Origin of the sequence: Amycolatopsis sp. DSM 110486, assembly GCF_019468465.1 — a bacterium.
GTDB lineage: Bacteria > Actinomycetota > Actinomycetes > Mycobacteriales > Pseudonocardiaceae > Amycolatopsis.
In genome coordinates, this window is record NZ_CP080519.1 from 10,307,135 (window position 1) to 10,329,550 (window position 22,416).

At 68.3% G+C, this 22,416-nt stretch carries 24 protein-coding genes; 5 read left to right on the forward strand and 19 right to left on the reverse strand.

Translation table 11 applies throughout. The features are described 5' to 3' along the window. Positions 1-40: 40 nt before the first annotated feature. Genes K1T34_RS49710 through K1T34_RS49720 form a run of 3 tightly spaced genes read right to left on the reverse strand, consistent with a single transcriptional unit; the run spans position 41 to position 2,892 of the window. Complete coding sequence (locus K1T34_RS49710) at positions 41-886, reverse strand: ABC transporter ATP-binding protein (RefSeq protein ID WP_220241718.1); 846 nt, start codon at positions 884-886, stop codon at positions 41-43. Between the two features lie 52 nt (positions 887-938). Beyond that, positions 939-1,982: an ABC transporter substrate-binding protein gene (locus tag K1T34_RS49715; RefSeq protein ID WP_220241719.1), complete on the reverse strand. Its 1,044-nt coding sequence runs from the start codon at positions 1,980-1,982 to the stop codon at positions 939-941. Positions 1,983-2,028: 46 nt separating this feature from the next. Next, positions 2,029-2,892 (reverse strand): ABC transporter permease, encoded by an 864-nt coding sequence (locus tag K1T34_RS49720; RefSeq protein WP_220241720.1) that lies wholly within the window; start codon positions 2,890-2,892, stop codon positions 2,029-2,031. 229 nt (positions 2,893-3,121) lie between these two features. Here K1T34_RS49720 and K1T34_RS49725 point away from each other — a divergent pair, with 229 nt between their 5' ends. From K1T34_RS49725 to K1T34_RS54370, 3 genes are all read left to right on the forward strand, one after another. Further along, a complete protein-coding gene (locus tag K1T34_RS49725; RefSeq protein WP_220241721.1) occupies positions 3,122-3,931 on the forward strand; it encodes an IclR family transcriptional regulator in 810 nt (269 codons plus the stop codon). 253 nt (positions 3,932-4,184) lie between these two features. Beyond that, positions 4,185-5,189 carry a TerC/Alx family metal homeostasis membrane protein gene (locus K1T34_RS49730; RefSeq protein ID WP_220247829.1) on the forward strand — a complete coding sequence of 335 codons (1,005 nt, stop codon included), beginning with the start codon at positions 4,185-4,187 and terminating at the stop codon, positions 5,187-5,189. Positions 5,190-5,192: 3 nt separating this feature from the next. Then, positions 5,193-5,318, forward strand: a complete 126-nt coding sequence (locus tag K1T34_RS54370; RefSeq protein ID WP_255638153.1) for a hypothetical protein — start codon at positions 5,193-5,195, stop codon at positions 5,316-5,318. A 140-nt stretch (positions 5,319-5,458) separates the two neighbouring features. On the opposite strand, the gene K1T34_RS49735 is transcribed toward K1T34_RS54370, so the two are convergent. From K1T34_RS49735 to K1T34_RS49810, 16 genes are all read right to left on the reverse strand, one after another. Continuing rightward, positions 5,459-5,623 carry a hypothetical protein gene (locus tag K1T34_RS49735; protein WP_220241722.1) on the reverse strand — a complete coding sequence of 55 codons (165 nt, stop codon included), beginning with the start codon at positions 5,621-5,623 and terminating at the stop codon, positions 5,459-5,461. Positions 5,624-5,897: 274 nt separating this feature from the next. Then, positions 5,898-6,815 carry a polysaccharide deacetylase family protein gene (locus K1T34_RS49740; protein ID WP_255638154.1) on the reverse strand — a complete coding sequence of 306 codons (918 nt, stop codon included), beginning with the start codon at positions 6,813-6,815 and terminating at the stop codon, positions 5,898-5,900. Between the two features lie 25 nt (positions 6,816-6,840). Next, on the reverse strand, positions 6,841-8,271 hold the full coding sequence (locus tag K1T34_RS49745; protein WP_220241723.1) for an MFS transporter: 1,431 nt from the start codon (positions 8,269-8,271) through the stop codon (positions 6,841-6,843). 39 nt (positions 8,272-8,310) lie between these two features. Next, on the reverse strand, positions 8,311-8,682 hold the full coding sequence (locus K1T34_RS49750) for a cupin domain-containing protein (protein WP_220241724.1): 372 nt from the start codon (positions 8,680-8,682) through the stop codon (positions 8,311-8,313). Between the two features lie 21 nt (positions 8,683-8,703). Continuing rightward, positions 8,704-9,447 (reverse strand): FadR/GntR family transcriptional regulator, encoded by a 744-nt coding sequence (locus K1T34_RS49755; protein WP_220241725.1) that lies wholly within the window; start codon positions 9,445-9,447, stop codon positions 8,704-8,706. 208 nt (positions 9,448-9,655) lie between these two features. Next, a complete protein-coding gene (locus tag K1T34_RS49760; RefSeq protein WP_255638155.1) occupies positions 9,656-10,348 on the reverse strand; it encodes a GntR family transcriptional regulator in 693 nt (230 codons plus the stop codon). A 139-nt stretch (positions 10,349-10,487) separates the two neighbouring features. Further along, on the reverse strand, positions 10,488-11,162 hold the full coding sequence (locus K1T34_RS49765) for a GntR family transcriptional regulator (RefSeq protein ID WP_220241726.1): 675 nt from the start codon (positions 11,160-11,162) through the stop codon (positions 10,488-10,490). A 108-nt stretch (positions 11,163-11,270) separates the two neighbouring features. Continuing rightward, the gene (locus tag K1T34_RS49770; protein ID WP_255638863.1) at positions 11,271-12,419 is read right to left on the reverse strand and encodes an ABC transporter ATP-binding protein; all 1,149 of its coding nucleotides are present in this window, start codon (positions 12,417-12,419) and stop codon (positions 11,271-11,273) included. A 24-nt stretch (positions 12,420-12,443) separates the two neighbouring features. Then, positions 12,444-14,195 carry an iron ABC transporter permease gene (locus K1T34_RS49775; protein ID WP_220241728.1) on the reverse strand — a complete coding sequence of 584 codons (1,752 nt, stop codon included), beginning with the start codon at positions 14,193-14,195 and terminating at the stop codon, positions 12,444-12,446. Continuing rightward, positions 14,192-15,295: an ABC transporter substrate-binding protein gene (locus tag K1T34_RS49780; protein WP_220241729.1), complete on the reverse strand. Its 1,104-nt coding sequence runs from the start codon at positions 15,293-15,295 to the stop codon at positions 14,192-14,194. The genes K1T34_RS49775 and K1T34_RS49780 overlap by 4 nt, the downstream gene beginning before the upstream one ends. Before the next feature lie 95 nt (positions 15,296-15,390). Then, positions 15,391-16,350, reverse strand: a complete 960-nt coding sequence (locus K1T34_RS49785) for a PDR/VanB family oxidoreductase (protein ID WP_220241730.1) — start codon at positions 16,348-16,350, stop codon at positions 15,391-15,393. Continuing rightward, a complete protein-coding gene (locus K1T34_RS49790; RefSeq protein WP_220241731.1) occupies positions 16,347-17,486 on the reverse strand; it encodes a hypothetical protein in 1,140 nt (379 codons plus the stop codon). Before K1T34_RS49790 ends, K1T34_RS49785 begins: the two co-directional genes overlap by 4 nt. A 46-nt stretch (positions 17,487-17,532) precedes the next feature. Beyond that, a complete protein-coding gene (locus tag K1T34_RS49795; RefSeq protein ID WP_220241732.1) occupies positions 17,533-18,525 on the reverse strand; it encodes an ABC transporter substrate-binding protein in 993 nt (330 codons plus the stop codon). Continuing rightward, positions 18,522-18,713, reverse strand: a complete 192-nt coding sequence (locus tag K1T34_RS49800) for a hypothetical protein (RefSeq protein WP_220241733.1) — start codon at positions 18,711-18,713, stop codon at positions 18,522-18,524. Before K1T34_RS49800 ends, K1T34_RS49795 begins: the two co-directional genes overlap by 4 nt. A 28-nt stretch (positions 18,714-18,741) precedes the next feature. Continuing rightward, positions 18,742-20,022: a Rieske 2Fe-2S domain-containing protein gene (locus tag K1T34_RS49805; RefSeq protein ID WP_220241734.1), complete on the reverse strand. Its 1,281-nt coding sequence runs from the start codon at positions 20,020-20,022 to the stop codon at positions 18,742-18,744. Positions 20,023-20,074: 52 nt separating this feature from the next. After that, positions 20,075-21,187: a zinc-binding dehydrogenase gene (locus K1T34_RS49810; protein WP_220241735.1), complete on the reverse strand. Its 1,113-nt coding sequence runs from the start codon at positions 21,185-21,187 to the stop codon at positions 20,075-20,077. Positions 21,188-21,289: 102 nt separating this feature from the next. Here K1T34_RS49810 and K1T34_RS49815 point away from each other — a divergent pair, with 102 nt between their 5' ends. Together K1T34_RS49815 and K1T34_RS49820 are read left to right on the forward strand one after the other, a co-directional pair. Then, positions 21,290-21,991, forward strand: coding sequence for an alpha/beta fold hydrolase (locus K1T34_RS49815; protein ID WP_220241736.1), 702 nt, complete (start codon positions 21,290-21,292; stop codon positions 21,989-21,991). Between the two features lie 41 nt (positions 21,992-22,032). Then, positions 22,033-22,368 carry a muconolactone Delta-isomerase gene (locus K1T34_RS49820; protein ID WP_220241737.1) on the forward strand — a complete coding sequence of 112 codons (336 nt, stop codon included), beginning with the start codon at positions 22,033-22,035 and terminating at the stop codon, positions 22,366-22,368. The last annotated feature ends 48 nt before the right edge of the window (positions 22,369-22,416 follow it).

The following is a 22,416-nucleotide window of genomic DNA, read 5'->3' on the forward strand; positions in this document are numbered from 1 at the left end:
CACGGGCGGCGAACACCGGGACACCGCCGCCGACAGCCCGTCAGGCCTCCCCACCGGTGGTGGGCACGTCGATCCCGTGCAGGACACCCATCCGCTGAAACTGCTTGTAGATGCGGTCGACGTAGGCGAAGAACTCGGGCGACTCGCCCAGCACGATCGGCCGCGGCCGGGGCAGCTCGACCACGACCTCGTCGACGATCTCCCCCGGGCTCGGGCTCATCACGAAGATCCGGTCGGACAGGCCCACCGCCTCCTCCACCGAGTGCGTGATGAACACGACCGTCGGACGGCGCTCCAGCCAGAGAGCTTCCAGGTCGGTTCGCACCTGCAGCCGAGTGAGGGCGTCCAGCGCCCCGAACGGCTCGTCCATCAGGATCACCGACGGGTCGTGCACCAGCGTCCGGATGAGCGACACGCGTTGGCGCATGCCACCCGAGAGCTGGCGCGGGTAGCGGGACTTCGCCTGGCCCAGGCGCAGCTGCTCGAACAGCTCGTCCGAACGGGCCTTGAGTCGGGCCTTGTCCAGCCCGCGGATCTCGGCCTGCAGCAGCACGTTCTTCTCCGCCGTACGGAAATCGAGCAGCAGGTGGTCCTGGAACGCGATGCCGACGTCGGTGATCGGACCGTCGACGGTCGCATCGCCCACGGTGATGGTGCCGGTCGAACGCTCCAGCAGGCCGGCGATCATGAGCATCAGCGTGCTCTTGCCGCAGCCGGACGGGCCGACGACCGAGACGAACTCGCCGGGTGCGATGTCCATCGACACGCTCCGCACCGCCTCGAACGGTTTGTCGGTGTCTTCGCCGAAGACTTTGCTGACCCCGTCGACGACGATCGGGGTGCTCGCCGCCCGGGTACCGGGGCCGGCGGACTGTGCGGCGGTCATGGTCGGGGCCTCCCGGATGCGGGTTCTGCGTGCGGTTTCATCAGGCCGGTCCTCACTTCACGGGGCACGGCTGCAAGTCGGCCGGCAGGTAGTCGTAGCTGTAGTACTTCGTCGGGTCGACGCCCTTGGGCAGCAGGCCGACCTGGGAGAGCAGGTCCTGCGTCTTGACCCATTGGGCCGGTTCGGCCTTGCCGAGGAACTTCGCACCGCCCGCGCACAGCAGGTTGCTGCCGATGATGGCCTTCAGCTCGGCGCCGGAGGCCTTGTCCGCCTTGGCACCCCACAGCTTCGTCACGTCCGCGGTCGCCTTGTCCGGGTTCGTGGCGGCGAAATGCCAGCCCTGCAACGAAGCCTTGACGAACGCCTTCACCTCGGTCGCGTGCGACGCCGCCCAGTCCTTGTCGGCGAAGATCGACGTGCTGACCGTCGGCACACCGTTCGTCGCGAACGGCGCGACGAACAGCTTCCCGGCGTTCTGCTGCTCGAGCTGCACCTGGTAGGCGTCGGTCGACCCGAGGATGGCGTCGACGCGGTGCTGCAGCAGCGACTGGACCAGCGACGTCGGCGCGAGGTTGACCAGGTTGACGTCCTTGGCCGACAGCCCGTTCGCGGCCAGGAACAGCGGCAGCATCGTCGCCTGCGACGACGGCACCGGCGTCCCCACCTTCTTGCCCTTCAGGTCCCGCACCGACGTGATGCCGCTGCCCGGGAGGGCGAGGACGGCGTTCGGATTGGACTGGTAGACGGTGGCCAGCACCGACAGCGGTGCCTGCTTGGCGATCAGCTGCGCGGTCGCGGTGGAGTCGGCGTAGCCGATCGAGGCCTGCCCGGAGGCGACCATCTGCGCGGTCAGCGACGAACCGGTACCGGGCACGATCGTCACGTCGAGGCCGGCGGCCTTGTAGTAGCCCTCCTCGACCGCGGCGGCGAACCCGGCGTTCGACCCGCCCGGCGGGAAGTTGAGCTGGAAGCTGATCTTCGTCCCGCCCGAACCGTCCGAAGAGGACCCGGACCCGTCGGACGAACAGGCGACGGCGAGACTCACGGAACCGACGGCGGCGACGACGGCCACGGCCCTTCTGAACGCGGTGTGCATGGGAAGACCTTTCGTTGCGGGGAGGGGAGTTTTCGCGAACGACGGCTCAGGTGAGCTTCGCGCGTTGCCAGGGGGTCAGCAGGAACTCGATGAGCTCGACGAGGTAGTTCAGGATCACGCCCAGCAGCGTCAGCAGCACCAGGACCGCGAACACGGTGGTGGAGTCGAGCGTGTTGGTGGCTTGCAGCAGCACGTACCCGAGCCCACTGTTGGCCCCCACGAACTCGGCGACGATCGCGGCGGTCGCGGCCAGCGTCGCCGACGTCTTGAGGCCGGAGAAGATCACCGGGAGCGCGGCCGGGAACCGCAGGTAGCGGAAGGTCTGCCAGCCGCTCGCGCCCATCGACTTCGTCAGGTACAGCAGGCGGGTGTCCAGAATGGAGAATCCGCTGATGCTGGAAACCAGCAGGGGAAAGAAGGTCATCAGGACCGTGAGCAGGAGCTTGGAGCTGAAGCCGAGCCCGAGCCACACCACGAACAGCGGTGCGACGGCGACCTTCGGCACGAGCTGCACGAGCATCACCGGCGGGTAGATGATCTGCCGGGCCGCGAGCGACCGGGCGACCAGCAGCCCCAGCGGGATCGCGATGACGATGGAGATACCGAAGCCGAGGAGGATCTCGGCGATCGTCGTCTGCGCGTTCTCCCACAGCACGGACCAGCCGCTCACGATCTGCTCGAACACCGCCCACGGGCTCGGCAGCAGGTAGTTGGGGATGTCCAGCACGGCGACGACCAGCGCCCACAGCGCGATGATGCCCAAGAACGTGGCGATCGGGACGACGCTCCAGATCCGGCGGCGGACTCGCTTGCGGCGTGCGGCCTTGCTGCGCTCGCCGTTGCCCCCGGTCACCCGCCGAGTGTCACCCGGCGGCGACACGTCTCTTGCTGCCGACAACGACGAAGACATTCAAACTCCTTTGTTTGACTGCGAAACCGGCCCAGCGCGACCCGTTGCCGGCACGGCCGTCCTGGGGAGACCGGGGCCGGGCGTCGAAAGTGCACCATACGATGGAACGGCCTTCAAGAGTGGAACACCGTTCTGTTATGATGTCAAACGACTGACGAGAAGACCGGGCACGCGCCGACGACGCCCGGAGACGGCGGCCGGACCTCGGTGCGGCGGAGAGCGGGGAGCCATGCCAGCAGGGGCGTTGTCACGCGGCCTGGCCGTGCTGCAGTGCCTGGTCGGGTCACCGGAAGGCCTGCCGCTCACCCGCATCGCCGAGGCCGTGGACCTGCCCAAGAGCGCCGCGCACCGCATCTTGGTGAACCTCGTCGACGAGGGGTTCGCCCGGCAGCACGAGCCGTCGGGCAACTACGCGCTCACCTTGCGGATCGTCAGCCTGGGCCTCAAACACCTGGCGAGCAGCACGATCTTCGAGCTCGCCGTGCCCGTGCTGGCAAGACTGGCCACCGAATCCGGGCAACTGGTCCGGCTCGGTCTCGTCGACGGCGAGCAGCTGCTGTGGGTCGCGAAGTCCCAGGGCTCCCGCGCCGGCCTGCGCTACGACCCCGACCACGGCTCCGAGGTCCCGTTCGCGTCGACCGCCAGCGGCGTCGCGTGGCTTTCGGGCCTCAGCGACAACGACGCTCTACGCCTCGTCGCCCGCCAGGACTTCGACGAACGCTACCCGGCGGGACACAACGCACCCACGACCCTGGCCGAGGTCCAGTCCCGGATCCAGGAAGCCCGCGAGCGCGGCTGGGCCCGCGTCCACGACAGCGTCGAGGAAGGGATCTCCGCGATGGCCACCCCCCTGATCGACCCGGACACACGGGCACCGCTCGGGGTCGTGAGCATCGCCGGCCCGAGCCTGCAGCTGACCGACGAACGCATGGAAACGCTCGCGCCACGCCTCGCCGAAACCGCCGCCGAACTGTCGGGACTGGCGGGCAGCCTGACGCAGGAACTGCGCTCCCGCAACGGATTCGGCACGGCAGGCTGACCCACGGCGTCGAACCTGGTGCGGGAGCGGGGATCGCCGGCACGTTCGTCCACCTTTAATGATTCTTTACTTTCTCGAACGGCAAAGCCATACTGACCGCGAGGGGAGTACTTCCGCAGGGGCTACCCGGTCAATACGGACATCCCGGTGATGTCCTCGGGAGCCCGCCCAGGTCGGTGACACGGGGTGTCGTCGGCACAGGGTGAAGGAGACCTCGAACACGCGCGGTATGCGCTCGTTCGAGGAGGTACTTATGCCCGCGGAAGTTGTTGCGGCGGCTCCGGCCGAGTCGGTGGGGTCGCTCTGGTTGTGGCTGATCAGCATCGCGGTCCTGCTTTTGCTGCTGGTCGCCGACTTCATGGTGACACGGCGTCCGCACGAAGTGTCGATGCGGGAGGCTGTCGGCTGGTCGGTGTTCTACCTGGCGCTGCCGGTGGTGTTCGGGGCCTGGCTGTGGGTCGCGTTCGGGAGCGGCCAGGCGGTGGAGTTCCTGACCGGTTTCGTCGTCGAGAAGTCCCTGTCGGTGGACAACCTGTTCGTGTTCATGCTGCTGCTGGCCGCGTTCGCGGTCCCGTCCGCGCTGCAGCAGCGGGTGTTGCTCTACGGCATCGTCGGCGCACTGGTGCTGCGGGGAGCGTTCATCGCGGCCGGCGCCGCACTGCTGGCGGCGGGAACCTGGGCGTTCCTCGTGTTCGGGCTGGTCCTCTTCGCCTCGGCGGTGAAGATCCTGCACCAGGCGCTCACGGACGCCGATGCCGAGCCGGACCCCTCACGGATGCGATCGGTGCGGCTGCTGCGCAGGTTCATCCCGATCACCGACGACTACCAGGGAGCCCGGTTGACCGTGCGCCGGCACGGGCGACGGGTGTTCACTCCGCTGGTGGTCGTGGTGGTGGCGGTGTTCACCACCGACGTCGTGTTCGCGATCGACTCGGTGCCCGCGGTCTACGGCATCACCGAAGACCCCTATCTGGTGTTCGCCACCAACGCCTTCGCCCTGCTCGGCCTGCGCGCCCTGTACTTCGTGCTGCACACCGCGTTGGCGAAACTCCGCCACCTCAACCACGGCCTGGCCGTCATCCTCGCGTTCATCGGGCTGAAACTGGTCCTGCACTGGGCACACGGCGTCTGGCCCGCCGTGCCGCAGATCCCCACCCCGATCTCCCTGGCGGTCATCGTCCTCGTCCTGGCCACGGTCACCACCACCAGCCTCCTGCCACGCCGCACACCCGAGCCCGCCGAGAACCGACGGGATTGAGCCATGGCAACCGAACTGCTCGTCAACGCCCTGGTCGAACTCTTCCTCACGCTGCTGATCCTCGCCGCGCTGGTGATCACCTGTGCGGCGTTGACCCCACCCCGGCCGCCACGTGGCCCAGGCTCCTGAACCGGTCACCGGCGACGGCTTCTTCGTCGGGCCGACGCTCCGGGTCCGACGCTCGACGCGGTCGGCCGGATGGGGCCGGGAGCCGCCCGCTCCCCCACCCTGTCGGATCAGTCGCCGCGACCGAGCCGGCCTCTTCGCAATCACACAACCGGGATGATCAGCCCGGCCAGGAACACCTCGATGGCCTTTCCCTGGCGGGCGGCGAGGGAACCACCCGCCGCGCGGACCGCGACGAAACCGCTCGCATCCGCAAGCTCATGACCCGCAAGTACCGCCCGGCTCCTGATGGGCGGCGGGTTGCTCACGCTCTCCGCGACCGGCCGCGACCAAAGGCATTCAAGGGAGGTGCCGCCCGGGAAATCGTGAGCGCGGGCATCACCGCCGCCGCCATCGGCTGGGGGCGGCATCGCGCCAGGCGAGGGGTGACCGGCGCGTTCGCCGCCGGCGCCGTGGGCGGTGATACCGGGACGGGTCTTCCGGCTCGGCGGACGAGTTGGCCGAACGTCTCGCCCTGTCACCGAAAGACCCGTCCCGTCCTCAGGACCGGTCAGCCGATCTCAATCTCAGAGCGGGCACTGCCTACGCCTGCCCCGTGACGAATTCCGCCGAGTGCTCATTCCACCAGCGGGCGATATCCGCGCGGCGCGCGAACCAGACCCCACCCTTGGCCTGGGCGTATTCGATGAACTCCCGCAACGCCCCCGTCCGCGCGGCCTGCCCCACCAGCCGGGGATGAAGGCCGATGGACATCATCTTGGGACGGCCCCTCGAGCCTTCGAGCCACAGTTCGTCGAAGCCACGCTTCAGGTAGTCGAGAAACAGGCTCGGTGAGCGGGTTCCCTGAATGTCGTTGTAGGTCAGCGAATAGGGGACCACGAGATGCCGGACTCCGCTCACGTCGACGTAGTACGGCAGATCGTCGTTGTAGGCGTCCGAGTCGTAGAGGAATCCTCCGTGCTCCACGACCAGCTCCCGCGTGTTGATCGAGGGGCCGTAGCGGCAGTACCAGCCACTCGGCGCTTCCCCCCACGTTTCCTTGAAAGACGCGACAGCCTTCTTGATCCGGTTCGCCTCTTCCTCGCGCGACAAGCGCCATTGCTCTTCCCAGCGCCACCCGTGCCCGAGCAGGTCGTGCCCGGCTTCCCGGGCCGCCGAGGCGACCTCCGGGTTGCGCTCGAAGGCCACCGCGCAGCCGAAAAACGTGGCCTTGACGTCGTACTCGTCGAAGAGGCGAAGCAGTCGCCACACGCCGACGCGGCTGCCGTACTCGTACATCGATTCCTTGGCCAGATCCCGCAGATGAGCCGGAAAGGCGTATTCCACTTCGGCGAGACTGTCGTTCTCGCCATCTCCCATCTCGTGGGAGTACTCGGAGCCCTCCTCGTAGTTCACCACGAGGTTGACGGCCACATTGGCGCCGTTGGGCCACCGGACGACCGGAACATCCTTGCCATAGCCGACCAGGTTTCGGCTCAGGTTGCTCGAAATTTCTTGCATCGACCTCATATCCTCACTCACGAAATCACTGCCCGGAGCCGTGAAGAACCTCAAGGGGAACCCGATGGGTTTCCGGAACGAACAGCGCCGCCAGCCCCAACCCCACATACATCACGGCCACGATGGCGAACACCCAGAACTGGCCGACACCCTGCAGAAGAGAGCTGGCGATCAACGGAAGAATCGCACCGCCGACAAAACCGGTGTTGACGACGACAGCCGTTCCGAAACTGCGAACCCGGGTCGGAAAGAGCTCCGGCGCCCAAGTCCAGATGGTGGTGTTGACGAGGAGCACGAAGATCTGGAACACAAATCCCAGTGTCAGGATGAGCGCATCGCCTTGAGCGAAGATGGCGAAGGCGAGCACGGCGACGGCACTGCACACCGCACCCACACAGACCACGGTCCGGCGAGAAATGGCAAATCCGCCGTACGAGGCGATCGCGCAGCCGATGAGACCGCCCAGGTTCTGCAGCATGGTGAACGTCACGCTGCCCTGCACCGAATAACCCCGGTTGACCAGCATGATCGGCATCAGCAGCACCACACTGAACTGCGCGCCCCACGCCAGGAACGCCGCGATCCCCAACGCGATGGTGCGCCGGCGAAGTGGCTTGGTGAGGACACTCTTCAACGCCTGAGATGCGGGCCCGTCGCCCTGTGCGCTCTCCGAGACGGCGGCGGTCTGACTGTCGACGTAGGGGTGGATGTCGCCGCTTCGCACGCGCAGCCTGCCGGTCGCCAGGCGGGTGAGAGCCTCGTTCGCCTCCAGGATCTTGCCCCGGCTCAAGAGGTAGGCCGGCGTCTCGGGCAGATACCGCCTGAAGAAGAAGATCAAGACAGCGGGAAGCCCCAGCAAGCCGAAGGCCCACCGCCAGTCGTTGTCGCCGGCGCCGACCGCCGAGGCGAACGGGCCGATCACGAACAACGTGTAGGCGTAGGCGAGAAACAAGCCGACGCCCGCGGAGATCGTGTTGAACAGGGAAACGAACACGCCCCGGACCCGGGTCGGGGTCAGCTCGGACAGGTAGGTGAGCCCGACCGCGATCTCACCGCCGACCCCCAGGCCGGTCACGACCCGGGTGACACCGAGAACGGTCGAGTTCGGCGCCATGGCCGACAGCACCGAGCCCAGGCAGTAGATTCCCAGGCTGACGGCCAGCAGGCTCCTGCGGCCCAGCAGGTCCGCGATCACACCGCCGACGATGCCGCCGATGACAATGGCGATGAGACTTACCGTGGAGAGAAGCGCCAAGGCGGAGGCATCGATGCCGAGATCTTTTTGAAGAGAGGGGCCGAGCGCCGAGAGAATGAGCTGCTCGAAAACCTCGAAGAGGCCGCCCAGCACCACGAGAGCAAGTGCCAGATAGTGGGTTCTGGTGAGCCCCATGCCATCGATGATTTCACCGAGTGACCTGGGTTTTTTGCTCATGGCGGCTTTCGCATCGAATGCCATGACTCTACTTCCTACGTTTGAGTATTGCCTGTCGGGTCCTCAGGACACCCTTTGGGCGCGCGTTGACGGCCGCGAAGGAGAGGGAAAGGAGAACACGGAAACGAGGTCCTCGCCTCCGGTGTTTTCCAGCGCGTGCCACGAAGCCGCAGGGATGAAAATCGCCTGGCCTCGCTCGAAATCCAGAACGCCTTGGTCGGTGTGCAGCCGACCAGCCCCTTGGGCAACGTACATGACCTCGGAAGTGGCGTGCGCGATCGTGTCGGTCTTGGGCGATCCTGGTGGGATCGTCACCACTCCGAGGCAGTTCTGGATCTCGGGGACGTCGGCCGCACTCAGCAACAGGCCGTCAGCCGGTGGGTTCGCGGGATCGTAGGTGACCTGGACGTACTTTCCCGTGACACTGTCAGTCATGATTCCTCTTCTGGGATGCGGTCAGAGACCTGGCCACTCGACCCCCGCCTGCCCGGGGAAGAGCTGTTCCTTGTTCAGCCGCAAGTGATCCCTCATGGCATCCTCCGCACCGCGCGGGCCATCACTGCGAATCGCGTCGAGGATGCGCTGGTGATCGTTGATCAGCTTGAGGCGATTTTCGCGGTCCTGCAGCACGATCTGGTTGATCAAGACCCACAACGGCTGCCGATCGATCTCGACCAGTTCCAACGCGAAGTGGCTGAGAATGTGATTCGGGCACATCGCGGCCAAGTCGGCGTGGAACGCCATCGAGTGGTTGACGAAGTCGGGAAGCTGTGCCGGCTCGTCGATCAAGCCGGCGGCCAGGTCGACCTCGTGTTGCACCTTGTCCAGGTCAAGATCACCGGGATTTGCCGCGAGCAGGCGGGAAAGCGGTGGCTCGACCACCAGCCGTGCGGCGATGACGTGCTCGGGCGTTGAGCCGATCTCACGTCCGGAGCCCTTGAACAGCCCCCGGCTCAGGTCTGCCACGTAGGTACCGTCACCGTGCCGCACCACGATGGCACCGCTCAGCTCCAGCGCGAACAGTGCCTCGCGCACACTCGCCCTCGACACCTCGAACTTGGCGGAGAGATCGCGGTCCGAGGGCAGTCGAGCCCCAGCAGTCCAACCCCCCTGCTGGATCTCACTCAGAAGCGCCTGAGCCACGCGCAAGTACCGCCGCTGCGGCAACGAGGCACGCTCGGAGTGGTCTGAAGACTGCATCCCGAGAGATTAGACCAGTGTCCCGGGCCGCACAAGAGTCGGCACATCGGTCTGTCGAGGCCAGATTAGACCCCCCGGACCTGCGGATATTACGGAAAGTGCGCAATGGACCGCGGACCGGAACCGCCCCACCGCGGGTGCACGGAGCTCACCTCACCCGAGCCGACCGGAGTTGAACGTTCGCTGGGAACGCCGGTCAAGTTGACGTCTACGACGTGGCGCCAGTCTGTTGCAAAGCATCGAGAACAGCGCGCAAGTGCCGGCGCGTCGCGTCGGCTGCTCGGTCCGCGTCTCCGTCGCAGATCGCGGAGATGATGGCGAGGTGCTCGGTGAGGGATTCGCGAGCTCGGCCTGGCCGTGTGGTGAGGCGGAAGCGGTGCAGCACCGACTGCGCCCGCAGGCGTTCCAGGATGCGCGTCGCCGTGTGGTGAGCGCTGAGCTTTCGCACGAGTGTGTGCAACTGGTGGTTGAGTTCCGACTGCCCGGCCAGATCCGCGTCGTCGACGGCGACGCGCATGGCGTCCCCAAGTGCGTGCAGGCCACGACGCTCGGACGCATCGGCCCGCAGCGCGGCGAGTGACGCGCACAACGGTTCGAGCATCAGGCGGACGTCGCAGATCTCGACGGCCTCGTCCAGCGACACCGCGCGGACGCGGGCTCCCCGATTCCGGACCCGCTCGATCAGCCCTTCGTTCATCAGCTCCAGCAGCGCGAGCCGGACCGCGCTGCGGCTCGCGCCGAACTGGTCGGCCAGGTCGCTTTCGACCAGCCGCTGGTTCGGCACGAACTCACCCCGGAGGATCGTGTCGCGGATGGCGTCGCTGATCGCAGGGGCCGCCGTGGGCCCGAGCGGCTGTTCTCGTTCTTCCGCGGACGGCCACGTCGCACCTTCGGTGTCCACCACGTCAGGCTGCACGCGACGTCACCGGCCCCGACAGTTCCCTTAACCGAGCAGCCGACACGCCGCCGGTCCCCGCTCCGTGCTCACCCAAGCCGATCACCTCGTCGAAGTGAAACTCCACGCGGCCCGGCCGCACGCGTCACGAAGCCGGCGTGCGACCGAGCGTCGTCCTGGGCAGGCCGCCCAGCTCGCTGAGCTTCTGCAAGGACCCGACCAGGCTCGACAAGTGAGCTCGCATCGCGGCCTCGGCCCGGTCCCCGTCCCCTGAGGCGACCGCCTCGATGACGCTGACGTGCTCGGCGAGCCCTTCCTCGATCCGCCCCGGCAGCAACGACACCTGGAATTGGTACCGCACGCTGGGGTAGCGCAGCCGTTCCAGCACCTCGGTGGCCGTCCGCTGGTCGCCCAGCTCGCGGATCACGTGGTGCGATTCCTGGCTGATGTCGTTGTAGCCGGCGATGTCGCCGGCCTTCACCGCCGCGCGCATCGCCTTGGCGAGCTTCTGAAGGCGGCGCCGGTCTTCCGCACCGATCGCCGACGCGGCCTTGCGCGCGCACAGCCCCTCGACCACGGCGCGCACCTCGGTGATCTCGATCGCCTCGCGCAGCGAGATCGGCCGCACCGACGCGCCGCGGTTGCGCTCACGGATCACGAGGCCCTCGTTCTCCAGCATCACCAGGGCCTCGCGCACGCTCCCGCGCGACGATCCGAACGCGGCCGCGAGGTCGACCTCGACGAGCCGCTGGCCGGGAAAGAGCTCGCCGTGGACGATGGCGGTCCGCAACCGGTCGACGAGCGTTTCTCGGTTTTCCACAGGCGGCCGCCCTCCTTTCCAGGCCGGCCGTCCAGCCGGATCGTTGCCATTTTACCCTAACAGGATCGTTGGCAATCTGATTGGACGATCGGGTGTTTCACCGTCGGCTCAGTGCGGTTCGTCGTGTGCGTCGACCACCGACAACGCCCGCCCAGGCACCGGGACCGACACCTCGTCGCCGGGACGCACGTCCGAGTGCCGGGCCGACCGGCACTCGATGCGCTCGTCGCCGACCGCCACGATGTGCCGGATGCACTCGCCCTCGAACGACTGCGCGACCACGGTGCCGAACAGTTCGTTGGCCCCCGGCGACCCGTGGGTGCCGTCAGCGCGTCGCCGCGGCTCGAGGTCTTCGGGGCGCAGCACGAGAACGACGTCGGTGAGGCCGGCCGGGACCGCTTCGTCGAGCACCAGCGGCCCGATGTCCGTGAGCACCGTCCGGCGGCCGGAGCCGTCGTCGATCTTCGCCGACAGCAGGTTCGGCGACCCGATGAACCGGGCCACGAACAGGTTCTCCGGATTGTCGTAGATATCGCGCGGGGTGCCCTGCTGCATGATGCGGCCGCCGCTCATGATGGTGATCACGTCGGAGATCGCCAGCGCCTCGGCCTGGTCGTGGGTGACGTAGAGGGTGGTCAGCCCCAGTTCGCTCTGCAACCGCTTCAGCTCCAGGCGCATCGACGCGCGCAGCTGGGCGTCGAGGTTGGACAGCGGCTCGTCCAGCAGCAGCAGGCGCGGCCGGCCGACCATCGCGCGGGCGAACGCGAGGCGTTGCTGCTGGCCGCCGGAGAGCTTGGTGGCCGACCGGTCGATGGCCTCGCTCAGCCCGACCGACTCCAGGGCCGCCACCACCAGCTTGTCGACCTCGGCCTTGGGCCGCTTTTCCCGGCCCACCCGCATCGGGAACGCGACATTCTGCCGCACGGACATGTGCGGCCAGATCGCGTAGGACTGGAAGACCATGCCGAGCTTGCGCCGGTCCGGCGAGAGGTCGACGGACCGCTCGGCGGAGAAGAGCGTGTCGCCGCCCAGCTCGATCTCGCCGGAGTCCGGGTGCTCGAGCCCCGCGACCGAACGCAGCAGCGTGGTCTTGCCGCACCCCGAGGGCCCCAGCAGCGTGTGGAACTGCCCCTCCTCGACCCGCAGGCTCACCCCGCCCAGCGCGGGACGGTGCTTGTCGACGTCGATCCCCCGCCGCCGCAGCCGGCCGGACGAGGCGGGATCGTACTTCTTCACCACGTCGTTGATCTTGAGCATCACTTCGACCGCCTTGGGTTCGGGCTACTGGTTGCGCACGCCGCGGCGCGCCGAGATGAGCTGCGAGATGACGACCAGGACCGTCAGCACGACGACGAGGACCACGCCGATCGCCGACACGAGGGTGGTGTTGCCGTCCTGGTACTCCTGGAAGATCGTGACGGAGAGGACTTCCTTGCCCGGGGTGTAGAGCAGAATGCTGCTCTGCAGCTCCCGGAAGCTGACGATGAGGATGTAGACCCATCCGCCGATCAGGCCCGGCGCGGCCAGCGGGAGCAGCACGCGCCGCATCGTTTCGAACCAGCGAGCCCCGGAGACGTGGGCCGATTCCTCGAGCTCGGCCGACACCGTCGCGAGCGCCGAGCCCGCGTAGCGCATGCCGTAGGGGATGAACCGGGTCGTATAAGCGATGAACAGGATGATCAGCGTCCCGTAGATCGGCAGCGACGTCCGCAGGTACACCACCGCCAGCGCGACCCCGAACACGAGACCGGGGATCACCAGCGGAGAGAACGCCAGCGCGTCGAGCAGCCGCCGGCCCGACGACCTCGTGCGGACCACGACCCAGGACGCGACCGCGGACAGGACCATCGCCGCGGTGGCCGCGCAGACGGCGACGATAGCGGTGTGCTCGAACGACCGGATGATCCCGCTGTCGCCGAACAACGTGCGGTAGTTGTCGAGGTTCAGATCACCCATTGCCTGGAGGCTGGGTTGTTCGTAGTTCTTCAGCAGCGAGGAGTAGAGCAGGACCAGCAGCGGCAGCACCACGGCGAGGACGAAGTAGCCCAGCACGAACAATGCCGCGACCCACCTGCCCCGGCCGAGTTTCTCGCGCCGCGGGCGGAACGCCTTGCCGCTGATCGTCCCGGACTCGCGCAGCGACCCGCCGGCGCGCCCGGCCAGCCAGACGCCGACGCACGCGATCACCAGCAGGCCGATCCCGATCGCCCCGATCGCCTGGTAGTCGGTGGGGTATTCCTGGTACAGGTAGTAGAGCTTGCTGGTGAGCACGTAGTGACCACCCGAGAGCCCGAGAAACGTGGGGATCTCGAAGACTTCCAGCGACTGCACGAAGACGATGAGCGCGGCGCCCGCCAGCGCGGGCTTGACCATCGGCAAGGTGATCCGGGTCAGCACCCGCCACCGGCCGAGCCCGGCGACCCTCGCCGCCTCCTCCATCGACGGGTCCGCGGCCCGGAAAGCCGCCGACAGCAACAGGAAGACGATCGGCGCGGAGTGCAGGCTCTGCACCCAGATCATGCCCCACACCGAGTAGACGTCGAACGGCCGGATGCCGAACAGGAACCCGGTGACGTTGTTGAGCAGGCCGATGTTCGAGCTGCCGAGGAAGATCCACGCCGGCGCGTACAGGATCGCCGGGATGATCAGCGGGATCAGGGCCGAGAGGCTCAGCAGCCGCCGGAACGGGACGTCGGTGCGCTCGGCCAGGTAGGCGAACCCACCGCCGATCACCATCGACACGACCATCGAGCCGAAGGCGAACGCCAGCGTGTTCCCGATCATCGCCCAGGTGTCGGAGTCGTTCGGGAACGCCCGCGCGAAGCCCCCGAGACTGGCCGAGCCGTCGTCGGCGACGAAGGTGCGCCAGAGCAGGAAGCCCAGCGGCACCAGGACGAGGTAGCCGAGCAGCAGTACGACCACCGCCACGACCACGTGCTTCGCCTCGACGCGGCCGAGTACCCGGCGCAGTATCCCGGGGCCCGGCCCGGGGTCGTGACCGGCAGGCGGCCGGTCGAGAACGGTCTGGGTCATCGGGGAAGCACCGGGTCCTTGCCCTTGAGCAGGTTGCTCCACGCCTCTTGCCACGCGTTGCCCCGGTCGGAGGCCAGGGTCCGCCAGTCGTCGTACACGAAATCGGTTCCTTCCGGCAGGCGCGGCTGGTAGCCCGGGATCGCCGCGGGGTTGGTGGGGATGTATCCGGCGTCGTGCAGGTACTTCTGCGCCTCGGTGAGGTAGTAGTCGCAGAACAGCAGCGCGGCCGCCGGGTGGGCGGCGCCCTTCATCGGGTCGGCCCCCAGGATCTGCAGTGTCACGGGGTCCATGGCCGGCTGGAACGAAAGGTCCTTCGCGCGGCTGGGCACGTACTGGAGGAAGTCCGACAGGAAGACCGGGAAGTCGCCCGCCTGCAGCAGCGTCGTGTTGGAGACGTGGCCGTCGACGACCCGGACGTTCTTCGCCACGCGCTTCATCATGGCGGCGAAGTCGTTGTCGGACATGCCTTTCTGCTTCGTGTAGTAGTTGTACAAGTCCTCGTACCAGTTGAAGTCGCCTTGGTCGACCGCGACCTTGCCCTGCCACTTCGGATCGGCGTAACCCGCGAGATCGGGCGGGAGCTGGCCGGGCTGGACCAGCCGCACGTTGTGGATCGGCAGGGTGGCGATGTAGTAGGCCCCGACCATGTCGTCGGTCTTCGCCTCGGCCGGGATCGTGCCGGCGATGTCGCTCGTGTACGGGGCGATCAGTCCTTGCTGGCCCAGGATCGCCATCTCGGAGTCCTTGGTCTCGACCACGTCGTTCAGGACCCGGTGCGCGCCCGCTTCCTGCAGCACGCGCCCGCGGACCTGTTCCGTCGTCGCGCGGTAGACCGCGACGTCGATCCCGTATTCCTTTTCGAACGCGGGGACGATCTTCTTCTCGATCGCGGTGTTGGTGACGTAGATGACCAGCTGGCCCTCGGCCTTGGCGGCGTCGACGAGCTGGTCGTGGCGCGATTTCCCCTTCATGGCGGCGAATTTCGCGTAGACCGCGACCGCCTCGGTGTTCACAGGGGGAAACCCGCAGGCCGCCGTCAGGCCGCCGAGGCAGGCCACAGCGAGCAGGCAGGCAAGGCGCTGCCGCGGCTTCTCGAGCATCGTTGCTCCTCATTCCGGTAACGGCTGCGCTCCGCGCACCCGCGTACAGAGACTACGTGATGTCGAACAATATGACTAGCAATATTGTTGGACAATCAGAGGTCTACGACGAGCTCGGAAGTGGTGGCCCTGCTGCAGCAGAGCGTGATGACCGATCCGGATGCCTTCTCCCGCGGAGTCAGCACGACGTCGCGGTGGTCCGGCGTTCCCGAGAGGACCCCCACCACACAGGTGCCGCACACGCCCTGCTCGCACGCCGTCGGGACGAACACGCCCGCGCGGTCGAGGACCTGGGCCGGCGTCTCGGTTGCGCCGACCTCCACGGTCACCTTGCTCCGGGCCGCGGTCAGCACGAACGGACGCCCTTCGGTGTCGGCCTCGTGCTTGAAGTGCTCGACCCGGAACGCCTCGGCTCCGATCCCCGCGGCGAGCGCGCCCTTGCGCACGTAGTCCATGAACGGCTCGGGCCCGCACACGTAGACCGTCGAGTGTGGACCGGCCGCGCGCAGTACGTCCTCCGGGGCGAACGTGCTCCCGTCGGAGTCCGCTCCGACGTGCAGGGCGCCGGCGGGGACGAGGGACTCGAGCTCGGCGGTGTAGACCGCCCGGTCGGGCGTGCGCACGCGGTAGTGGAACTCGAAGCCGGCGTGCCGCGCGGCGAGCCGGCGAGCCATCGCCAGCAGCGGCGTCACACCGATGCCACCCGCGATCAGCACCACGTGCGCGCCGTCCTCCCCGAGCTCGAACGTGTTCTTGGGCTCGCTCACGAGGATCCGGTGCCCGGGCCGCAGCCGCTCGTGCACGAACCGCGAACCGCCCCGGGAGTCGGCGGTCTTGAGCACCGCGATCTTCGCCGTCTCGGCGCCCGCGGACGCGGCCAGCAGGGAGTACTGCCGGATCAGGCCGTTGGGCAAATGCACGTCGACGTGCGCTCCCGGCCCGTGGCCGGGCCACGGGCTGCCGTCGACCGGGCGCAGCTCGACCTCCAGCACACCGTTCCCGACGATCCGCCGCCCGCTGACCTCGACCTCGACCGTCCCTTCCGGCGCGGTCACGAACCCGTCCCCATGCGGTCGGCGGCCAGCCGCACGACCTGGCGCGAGGACAGTGCCAGCAACGGGTGCGCCCCTGCCTCGACGAGCGCGTCGAACCCCGGCCGGCGCAACGCGTCCTGGAAGCGGGCGTCGAGGCCACTGGCGGTGATCACCGCGTCGGCGTCGCGCGCGTAGTCGTCGCGCAGCTGCTCCTCCACGATCAGGCGGTGGAGGAAACGGTTGAGCGGCAGTGACTCCGGCTCGGGGAACTTGTAGTAGATGAAGTCCTCGCTGGTGAACTCGTACCCGCCGTACTTCGGCACCGACACCTCCCGGCTCGCCTCGTGCACGGTGTCGTCGGCGGCCTTGGGCAGGAACTGGACGACGCCCTGGCCGTGGTGGGCCAGCTCCTGGTACGAGAGCAGGTGCCCGGGCAGCTCGCCGATGATGCCGAGCAGCACGAACCAGGTCAGCAGCTCGCTTTCCCCGACCTCGTCGAGGTTGACGGGGGTGAGGTCGAGCAGGTCCTGGTAGCGGCCGGCGGCGGCCTCCTGGATGACCCAGCGGTCGAACTCGTAGTTCGGCGCCAGGTAGCGGGAGGTGCCCGGGAAGTGGGACATGCCGCCGCTCGCGATGATCGCGATGCGCTCGTCCCGGGTCTCCAGCGCGCGGCCGATGGCCCGGCCCAGCTCGTAGCAGCGGCGCGGGCTCGGGATCGGCGGCAGGTAGGTGTTGACCAGCAGCGGGATCACCGGGGCGTCGGTCTTGCCGAGGATGTACTTGAACGGCGTGAGGAACGCGTGTCCCAGCACGGCTTCCTGGGAGTAGGTGACGTCGAAGCCGTCGGCGATCACCTTCTTCAGCAGGTCGACGGCGACCTCGGTGTGCACCTTCTTCTGCATCCGCTGTTCCATGTAGTGCGCCTCGCACTCCTGCGAGACCACCATCGTGAAGGTGGGCACCGCCTCCAGCCAGAAGGTCTCGAGGTGGTCGAGACCGATGACGAGGACCGCGTCGGGAGCGGCTTCCTCGATGGCGGCGCCGAACGCCACCAGCGCGTCCGTGCTCTTGTCGAGCTTGTCGAGCTCCTCGTGCCGGGGCCGGCTCAGCAGCTGCGGCGCGTGGACGGCGGCCGCCGCGGCGACGATCTCAGCCATGCGTTTCTCCTTCGTGCGGATGGGGGGTGGGAACGGGCGCGGTGGCCTACAGGTCCAGGGTCTGCGGGGCGAAGACTTCGTCGAGCGGCACCTCGCGCACGGCGATGCCCTGCTCGACCACGTACTGGCGAAGCCGGTCGAGCATCGTGCGGTTGGCCTCCATGCCGTAGGGCACGGGGTCGGTCGCGGCGACCCCGCGGGCGGCGTCCGCGGTCGCGGGATCCAGCAACCGCCACGGTTCGAAGCTCCGCGCGGCCTCGGCCAGCACGGCGGCCTTGGCCTCGGTGAAGGCCGAGTACAGGTTCAGCGCCAGCCACGGCAGCTCCTCGGCGAGCTCCCGGCGCACGGCGACGCAGTGCGTGGCGTGCAGCCCGGTGCCGCCGGCGAGGTAGCGGGCGCGTTCGGCCTCGGGGTCGAACAGCCGGCGGACCCTCAGCTCGGCTTCGCTGCGCTCGGGCGAGCGGTCGACGAGGTTCTTCTCCGACAGGTACAGCAGGGATCCGGCGAGGTAGTCCTCGGCGAGCAGAGTGCCGATGTTCTCCTCCGGGGACATGACGTCGACGCGCACGCCCTCGGGCGGCCGGAAGTCGGTGGCCGCGCCGTGGCTGTGGGCGGCGCCGCGTTCCATGACCCAGTGGACGTCGGCGGGATCGACGCCGAAGTCGTGCTGCAGCACGCCGCGGCTCCACACCGCGGAGGTCTGCTGGTACTCCGGCACGCCGATCTTCCGCCCGCGCAGGTCCGCGGGGCTCTCGATACCCGAGCGCTCGCCGACGACGATGCCGAGGTGGCACAGCGTGCGGGTGGTGAACACGGGCAGGGCCACGAACCGCCGGTCGTCCAGCGAGGCCAGGCGGAAGCAGGTCGACAGCGACGCCTCGAAGACGTCGAACTCGGCGAAGTGCAGCTGCCGCCAGAACAGCTCCGACGGGTGGTAGGACAGCAGTGTCGGGTCGACGCCGGCGATTCCGACGCGACCGTCGAGCAGCGGGCGGGTGAACGTGTTGGCGGTGAGGGCGACGGTGAGCCGGCGCGTCATGCGCTCTCCCCCGCCTTGTTCAGGATGAGCAGCAGGTAGCCCGTGGTCGAGGAGTTGTAGATGATCGGCTGGATCCGGTCGAAGGTCCACCCCTCGGCGACGGCGTTGTTGAGCTCGCGTTCGAGCTCTTCGGACACGGCCTCGGGCGTGAGGCCGGTGGCGCGGATGGTCACGATCTTGTAGGTCATGGGTCGCTTTCGTGAGTTCGGCGGTGGCTCAGTACCAAGCGGACTGCAGGTCCTTGGCGGCCTCGCGCCATTCGTCGCCCTCGGCCACGAGCAGGTCTGCCGCACGGGTGTCCCGGTGGTCTTCGGGGCCGGCACCGACCATCGGCTCCCCTCGCTCGGCGCGGTCGGTCGCGTCGAGCAGGAGCTTGCGGGCGGTCGTGATCGCCAGGTCGGTGCTGCCGAGCGCTTCCTTGCTGCGGTCCACGATCCGGCCCATGCCGGTCTGGATCGCGAAGTCCTGGGTGTTGACGCCCTCGATGCCGGTGAAGGTCCGCGTGCGCTGCACCTCGCGGTCGATCATGAAATCGTTCTCCGGTTCCCGGACCAGCCAGTAGGTCCCGGGTTTGAAGTCCTGCGGGCCGCGGCCCATCTCGTCCTCGTGCTCGGCGAACCACCCCTGCGGCATCGGCTGCTCGGGCCGCGCGGAGTACACGAAGTTGTAGATGGCGGTGTTGTGGTCGTCGATCGGCACCCAGATGTGGCCGTGCAGCGCGGGATACTCGGCGTCCTCGCCCTGTCCGTGCCAGCTCAGCAGCACACTGCGGATCTGCATGAACGGCATGGCGAACTGGTACACGCGCAGGTACCGGCGCCCGCCGCCGACGCGGCGCAGGCTCGCGTAGGTGAACCCGTGCGGCTGCAGCTGGACCTCGAGCTTCGGGTGCCGGTCCAGCGCCCGCAGCGACTTGGTGTTGGACAGGTCGTTGTTGTGCGCGAACGACGAGTGGGCGGTGTCGATGCCGCCTTCGATCGCCTGCAGGTAGTTGCACGGCTCGTTGGTCTTCGAGACGCCGCGGTGCGTCTCGGGCGCGCGCAGCCATTCGTAGTCCGGCGGTTCGGGCATGGTGTCGACCGGTCCCATGTAGGTCCAGACGATCCCGCCGGCCTCGTACACCGGGTACGCCTTGATGCCGGCGCGGAACCGCAGCCGCGCACCTGGTTCCTCCGAAGGCGTGTCGAGGCAGTTGCCGTTCACGTCGAACTTCCAGCCGTGGTACACGCAGCGCAGACCGCATTCCTCGTTGCGGCCGAAGAACAACGGCGCCCGCCGATGCGAGCAGTAGGCGTCGAGCAGACCGACCTCGCCGTTGGAGTCCCGGAACGCCACCAGGTCTTCGCCGAGCAGCCGCACCCGCACGGGCGGGCTGTCGGGCTCGGGGACTTCTTCGGACAGGACTGCCGGGATCCAGTACCGGCGGAAGACCTGCCCCATGGGGGCCTCGCCCTCGACCCGGGTGAGCCGTTCGTTCTGTTCACGCGTGATGCGCATCTTGCCTCCGAGGGGAACTGTCAGGCTGCGGTGTCCAGAGCAGCGCGGGGTGTCACGGCCGTGCGACGGTGACGGTCGCGTGGATGACGTCGGCGACGGGCCCGTAACCACCGGTGGAGAGGATGGCGTCGGCCACCCGGTCGTACGGCACCGTCATCGTCGCGAGTGGACGGACGAGCTCGAGGTTGTCCTGCAGGATGCCGAGGGCCGACTCCACCGCGTCGAAACTGTGCCCGCGCATGCCGACCACGGTCAGGCACTTTCGGGACAGGGCCCCGAGATCGACTCCGTCCTGCGGCTTCCGCTCGCGCACGGGCATGACCAGCCGGCCCGATTTGCGCAGCATGGCGATCGCGTCGTTGAACACCGCGGCCGTGCCGGACGCGGTGTTGACGACCAGGTCCACGCCTTCGCCGCCGGTGGCGTCCCGAACCCGCTCCACCAGGTCGGGGCCGCTGGTGAGCGTGTGGGTGGCACCGAGGGACCGGGCCGCTTCGAGCCGCACACCGTCGCGTTCGAGACCGACCGCGACGATCACCGACGCGCCGGCGATCCGGGAGGCCAGGACGCACCCGAGGCCCTGCTGGCCCGGTCCGATCACGACGACCGCGGAGCCGGGGCCGGCGCCGCCGCTGCGGTAGGCCCACTCGTACCCGTTGGCCACCGGCAGCGCCATGGTCGCGATGTCGGACGGCAGCGAGTCCGGCACGCGGTGCAGCACCGTGCGCGGGTGCAGGTACTGCAGCTGGCTGAACCCGCCCCACAGTCCCGGCGCGACGGTCAGCGCGGTGGTCCCGTACCGCAGCGCGTCCGGGGTCGCCGACGGATCGGATTCGAGGCACCACCGGAACTCCGCCGACCGGCAGAACCGGCAGTGTCCACAAGGGAGGTATTCCTCCAGCAGCACGCGGTCCCCCGGCGCCACGCCCCACCTCGCGATCGCGGACGCCGTCGCGTCCGCGATGACCCCCACGGTCTCGTGGCCCATGACGCGAGCGGGCTCGTCGGCCCGATCGAAGGAAACCACGTCGGAACCGCAGATCCCCACCGCCTCGACGGCGAGCAGGCCGTCGCCGCCGGTCAGGTCCGGGACGGGGAGCTCGCGGAACTCGACGGTCCGGCGGCCGGTCGTGACCGCGGCCCGGGCCAGACGCTCGTTCGGCACTGAAGGTGTCCTTCCCTCGTCGCTGATCTGGTTGTACTTTATTGTTAACAATCCTGTCGCGCAATCTGCGTGAGGATGTAGTTCACATAACGAAGGGGCGGGATGAGCACCTACGTACTGGTTCACGGGGCCTGGCACGGCGGCTGGTGCTGGCAGCGGGTGACAGCCGAGCTCCAGCGGCACGGGCACCGGGTCTTCGCGCCGACGCTGACGGGGATCAGCGACCGGCGCCACCTGATCTCCCCGGACGTGGGGCTCGAAACGCACACCGAGGACGTACTCGCCCTGCTGGAGGCGTGGGACCTGACGGACGTGGTGCTGGTGGGGCACAGCTACGCCGGGCAGGTCGTCACCGAGGTGGCGGCGAGGAGCCGCGCCCGGATCGGGCGCGCGGTGTACCTGGACGCCTTCGTCGCCGACGCCGGCGAGCGCGCGATCGACCTGCTGCCCGAACACGTGGCCGGGCACTACCGGGAATCCGTGGCCGGACCCGGTTTCGGGTGGCTGATCCCCCCGCGCTCGCTGGAAGTTCTCGGCGTGACCGAACAGGACGATCTGGACTGGCTGGCCCCGCGCCTGTCACCCCATCCCTGGAAGACCTACCTGGATCCCGTGAGCGCCGCACTGCCACAAGACCTGCCGGCGACCTACCTCGACTGCACCGACTGGATGGCCGTGTTCGCGCCGTACGCCAAGCGAGCCGCGGAGCGCGGGTACGACGTCGAGGCGTTGCGCACCGGGCACGAGGCCATGGTCACCGCTCCGGCCGCGCTCGCCGATTCGCTGCGGCGCATCACCGTCTGAACCGGCCGACGCCGCGTCCACTCCGAACAGAGAGAACCTCCATGGAGTTCCTGGTCCGATCGACCACCAGCTTCCCCCCGCACCTGACCGCGGACCACATCGGCGAACTGCGCGCACAAGAGCGCACTCTCGCCATGCGGCTGCGCGCCGAGGGCATCCTGACGAAACTCTGGCGGCTGCCCGGCAAGCACGGCACGCTCGCCCTGTACGAGGCCCGGGACGCCACCCACCTGCACGAGATCCTCACCTCGCTGCCGCTGTTCCCCTACCTCGACGTCGAAGTCGAAGCCCTGGCCACCCATCCGCAGGAGCTGCTGCCCGAGGTCCTGAACCTGGCCACCGCGCCGACCGGGACGAACGGCGCAACCAGGGCGTGAACACCGCCGGCGGATGGTGCCGAAAGGCCGCGAGCGCCTCGTGCCCAT

What these genes read in the sequence shown, in the direction of transcription:
- K1T34_RS49710 (WP_220241718.1), bottom strand. Translation starts at nt 886, where the DNA reads ATGACCGCCGCACAGTCCGCCGGCCCCGGTACCCGGGCGGCGAGCACC.
- K1T34_RS49715 (WP_220241719.1), bottom strand. Translation starts at nt 1,982, where the DNA reads ATGCACACCGCGTTCAGAAGGGCCGTGGCCGTCGTCGCCGCCGTCGGT.
- K1T34_RS49720 (WP_220241720.1), bottom strand. Translation starts at nt 2,892, where the DNA reads ATGTCTTCGTCGTTGTCGGCAGCAAGAGACGTGTCGCCGCCGGGTGAC.
- K1T34_RS49725 (WP_220241721.1), top strand. Translation starts at nt 3,122, where the DNA reads ATGCCAGCAGGGGCGTTGTCACGCGGCCTGGCCGTGCTGCAGTGCCTG.
- K1T34_RS49730 (WP_220247829.1), top strand. Translation starts at nt 4,185, where the DNA reads ATGCCCGCGGAAGTTGTTGCGGCGGCTCCGGCCGAGTCGGTGGGGTCG.
- K1T34_RS54370 (WP_255638153.1), top strand. Translation starts at nt 5,193, where the DNA reads ATGGCAACCGAACTGCTCGTCAACGCCCTGGTCGAACTCTTCCTCACG.
- K1T34_RS49740 (WP_255638154.1), bottom strand. Translation starts at nt 6,815, where the DNA reads ATGCAAGAAATTTCGAGCAACCTGAGCCGAAACCTGGTCGGCTATGGC.
- K1T34_RS49745 (WP_220241723.1), bottom strand. Translation starts at nt 8,271, where the DNA reads ATGGCATTCGATGCGAAAGCCGCCATGAGCAAAAAACCCAGGTCACTC.
- K1T34_RS49750 (WP_220241724.1), bottom strand. Translation starts at nt 8,682, where the DNA reads ATGACTGACAGTGTCACGGGAAAGTACGTCCAGGTCACCTACGATCCC.
- K1T34_RS49755 (WP_220241725.1), bottom strand. Translation starts at nt 9,447, where the DNA reads ATGCAGTCTTCAGACCACTCCGAGCGTGCCTCGTTGCCGCAGCGGCGG.
- K1T34_RS49770 (WP_255638863.1), bottom strand. Translation starts at nt 12,419, where the DNA reads ATGCTCAAGATCAACGACGTGGTGAAGAAGTACGATCCCGCCTCGTCC.
- K1T34_RS49775 (WP_220241728.1), bottom strand. Translation starts at nt 14,195, where the DNA reads ATGACCCAGACCGTTCTCGACCGGCCGCCTGCCGGTCACGACCCCGGG.
- K1T34_RS49780 (WP_220241729.1), bottom strand. Translation starts at nt 15,295, where the DNA reads ATGCTCGAGAAGCCGCGGCAGCGCCTTGCCTGCCTGCTCGCTGTGGCC.
- K1T34_RS49790 (WP_220241731.1), bottom strand. Translation starts at nt 17,486, where the DNA reads ATGGCTGAGATCGTCGCCGCGGCGGCCGCCGTCCACGCGCCGCAGCTG.
- K1T34_RS49795 (WP_220241732.1), bottom strand. Translation starts at nt 18,525, where the DNA reads ATGACGCGCCGGCTCACCGTCGCCCTCACCGCCAACACGTTCACCCGC.
- K1T34_RS49800 (WP_220241733.1), bottom strand. Translation starts at nt 18,713, where the DNA reads ATGACCTACAAGATCGTGACCATCCGCGCCACCGGCCTCACGCCCGAG.
- K1T34_RS49805 (WP_220241734.1), bottom strand. Translation starts at nt 20,022, where the DNA reads ATGCGCATCACGCGTGAACAGAACGAACGGCTCACCCGGGTCGAGGGC.
- K1T34_RS49815 (WP_220241736.1), top strand. Translation starts at nt 21,290, where the DNA reads ATGAGCACCTACGTACTGGTTCACGGGGCCTGGCACGGCGGCTGGTGC.
- K1T34_RS49820 (WP_220241737.1), top strand. Translation starts at nt 22,033, where the DNA reads ATGGAGTTCCTGGTCCGATCGACCACCAGCTTCCCCCCGCACCTGACC.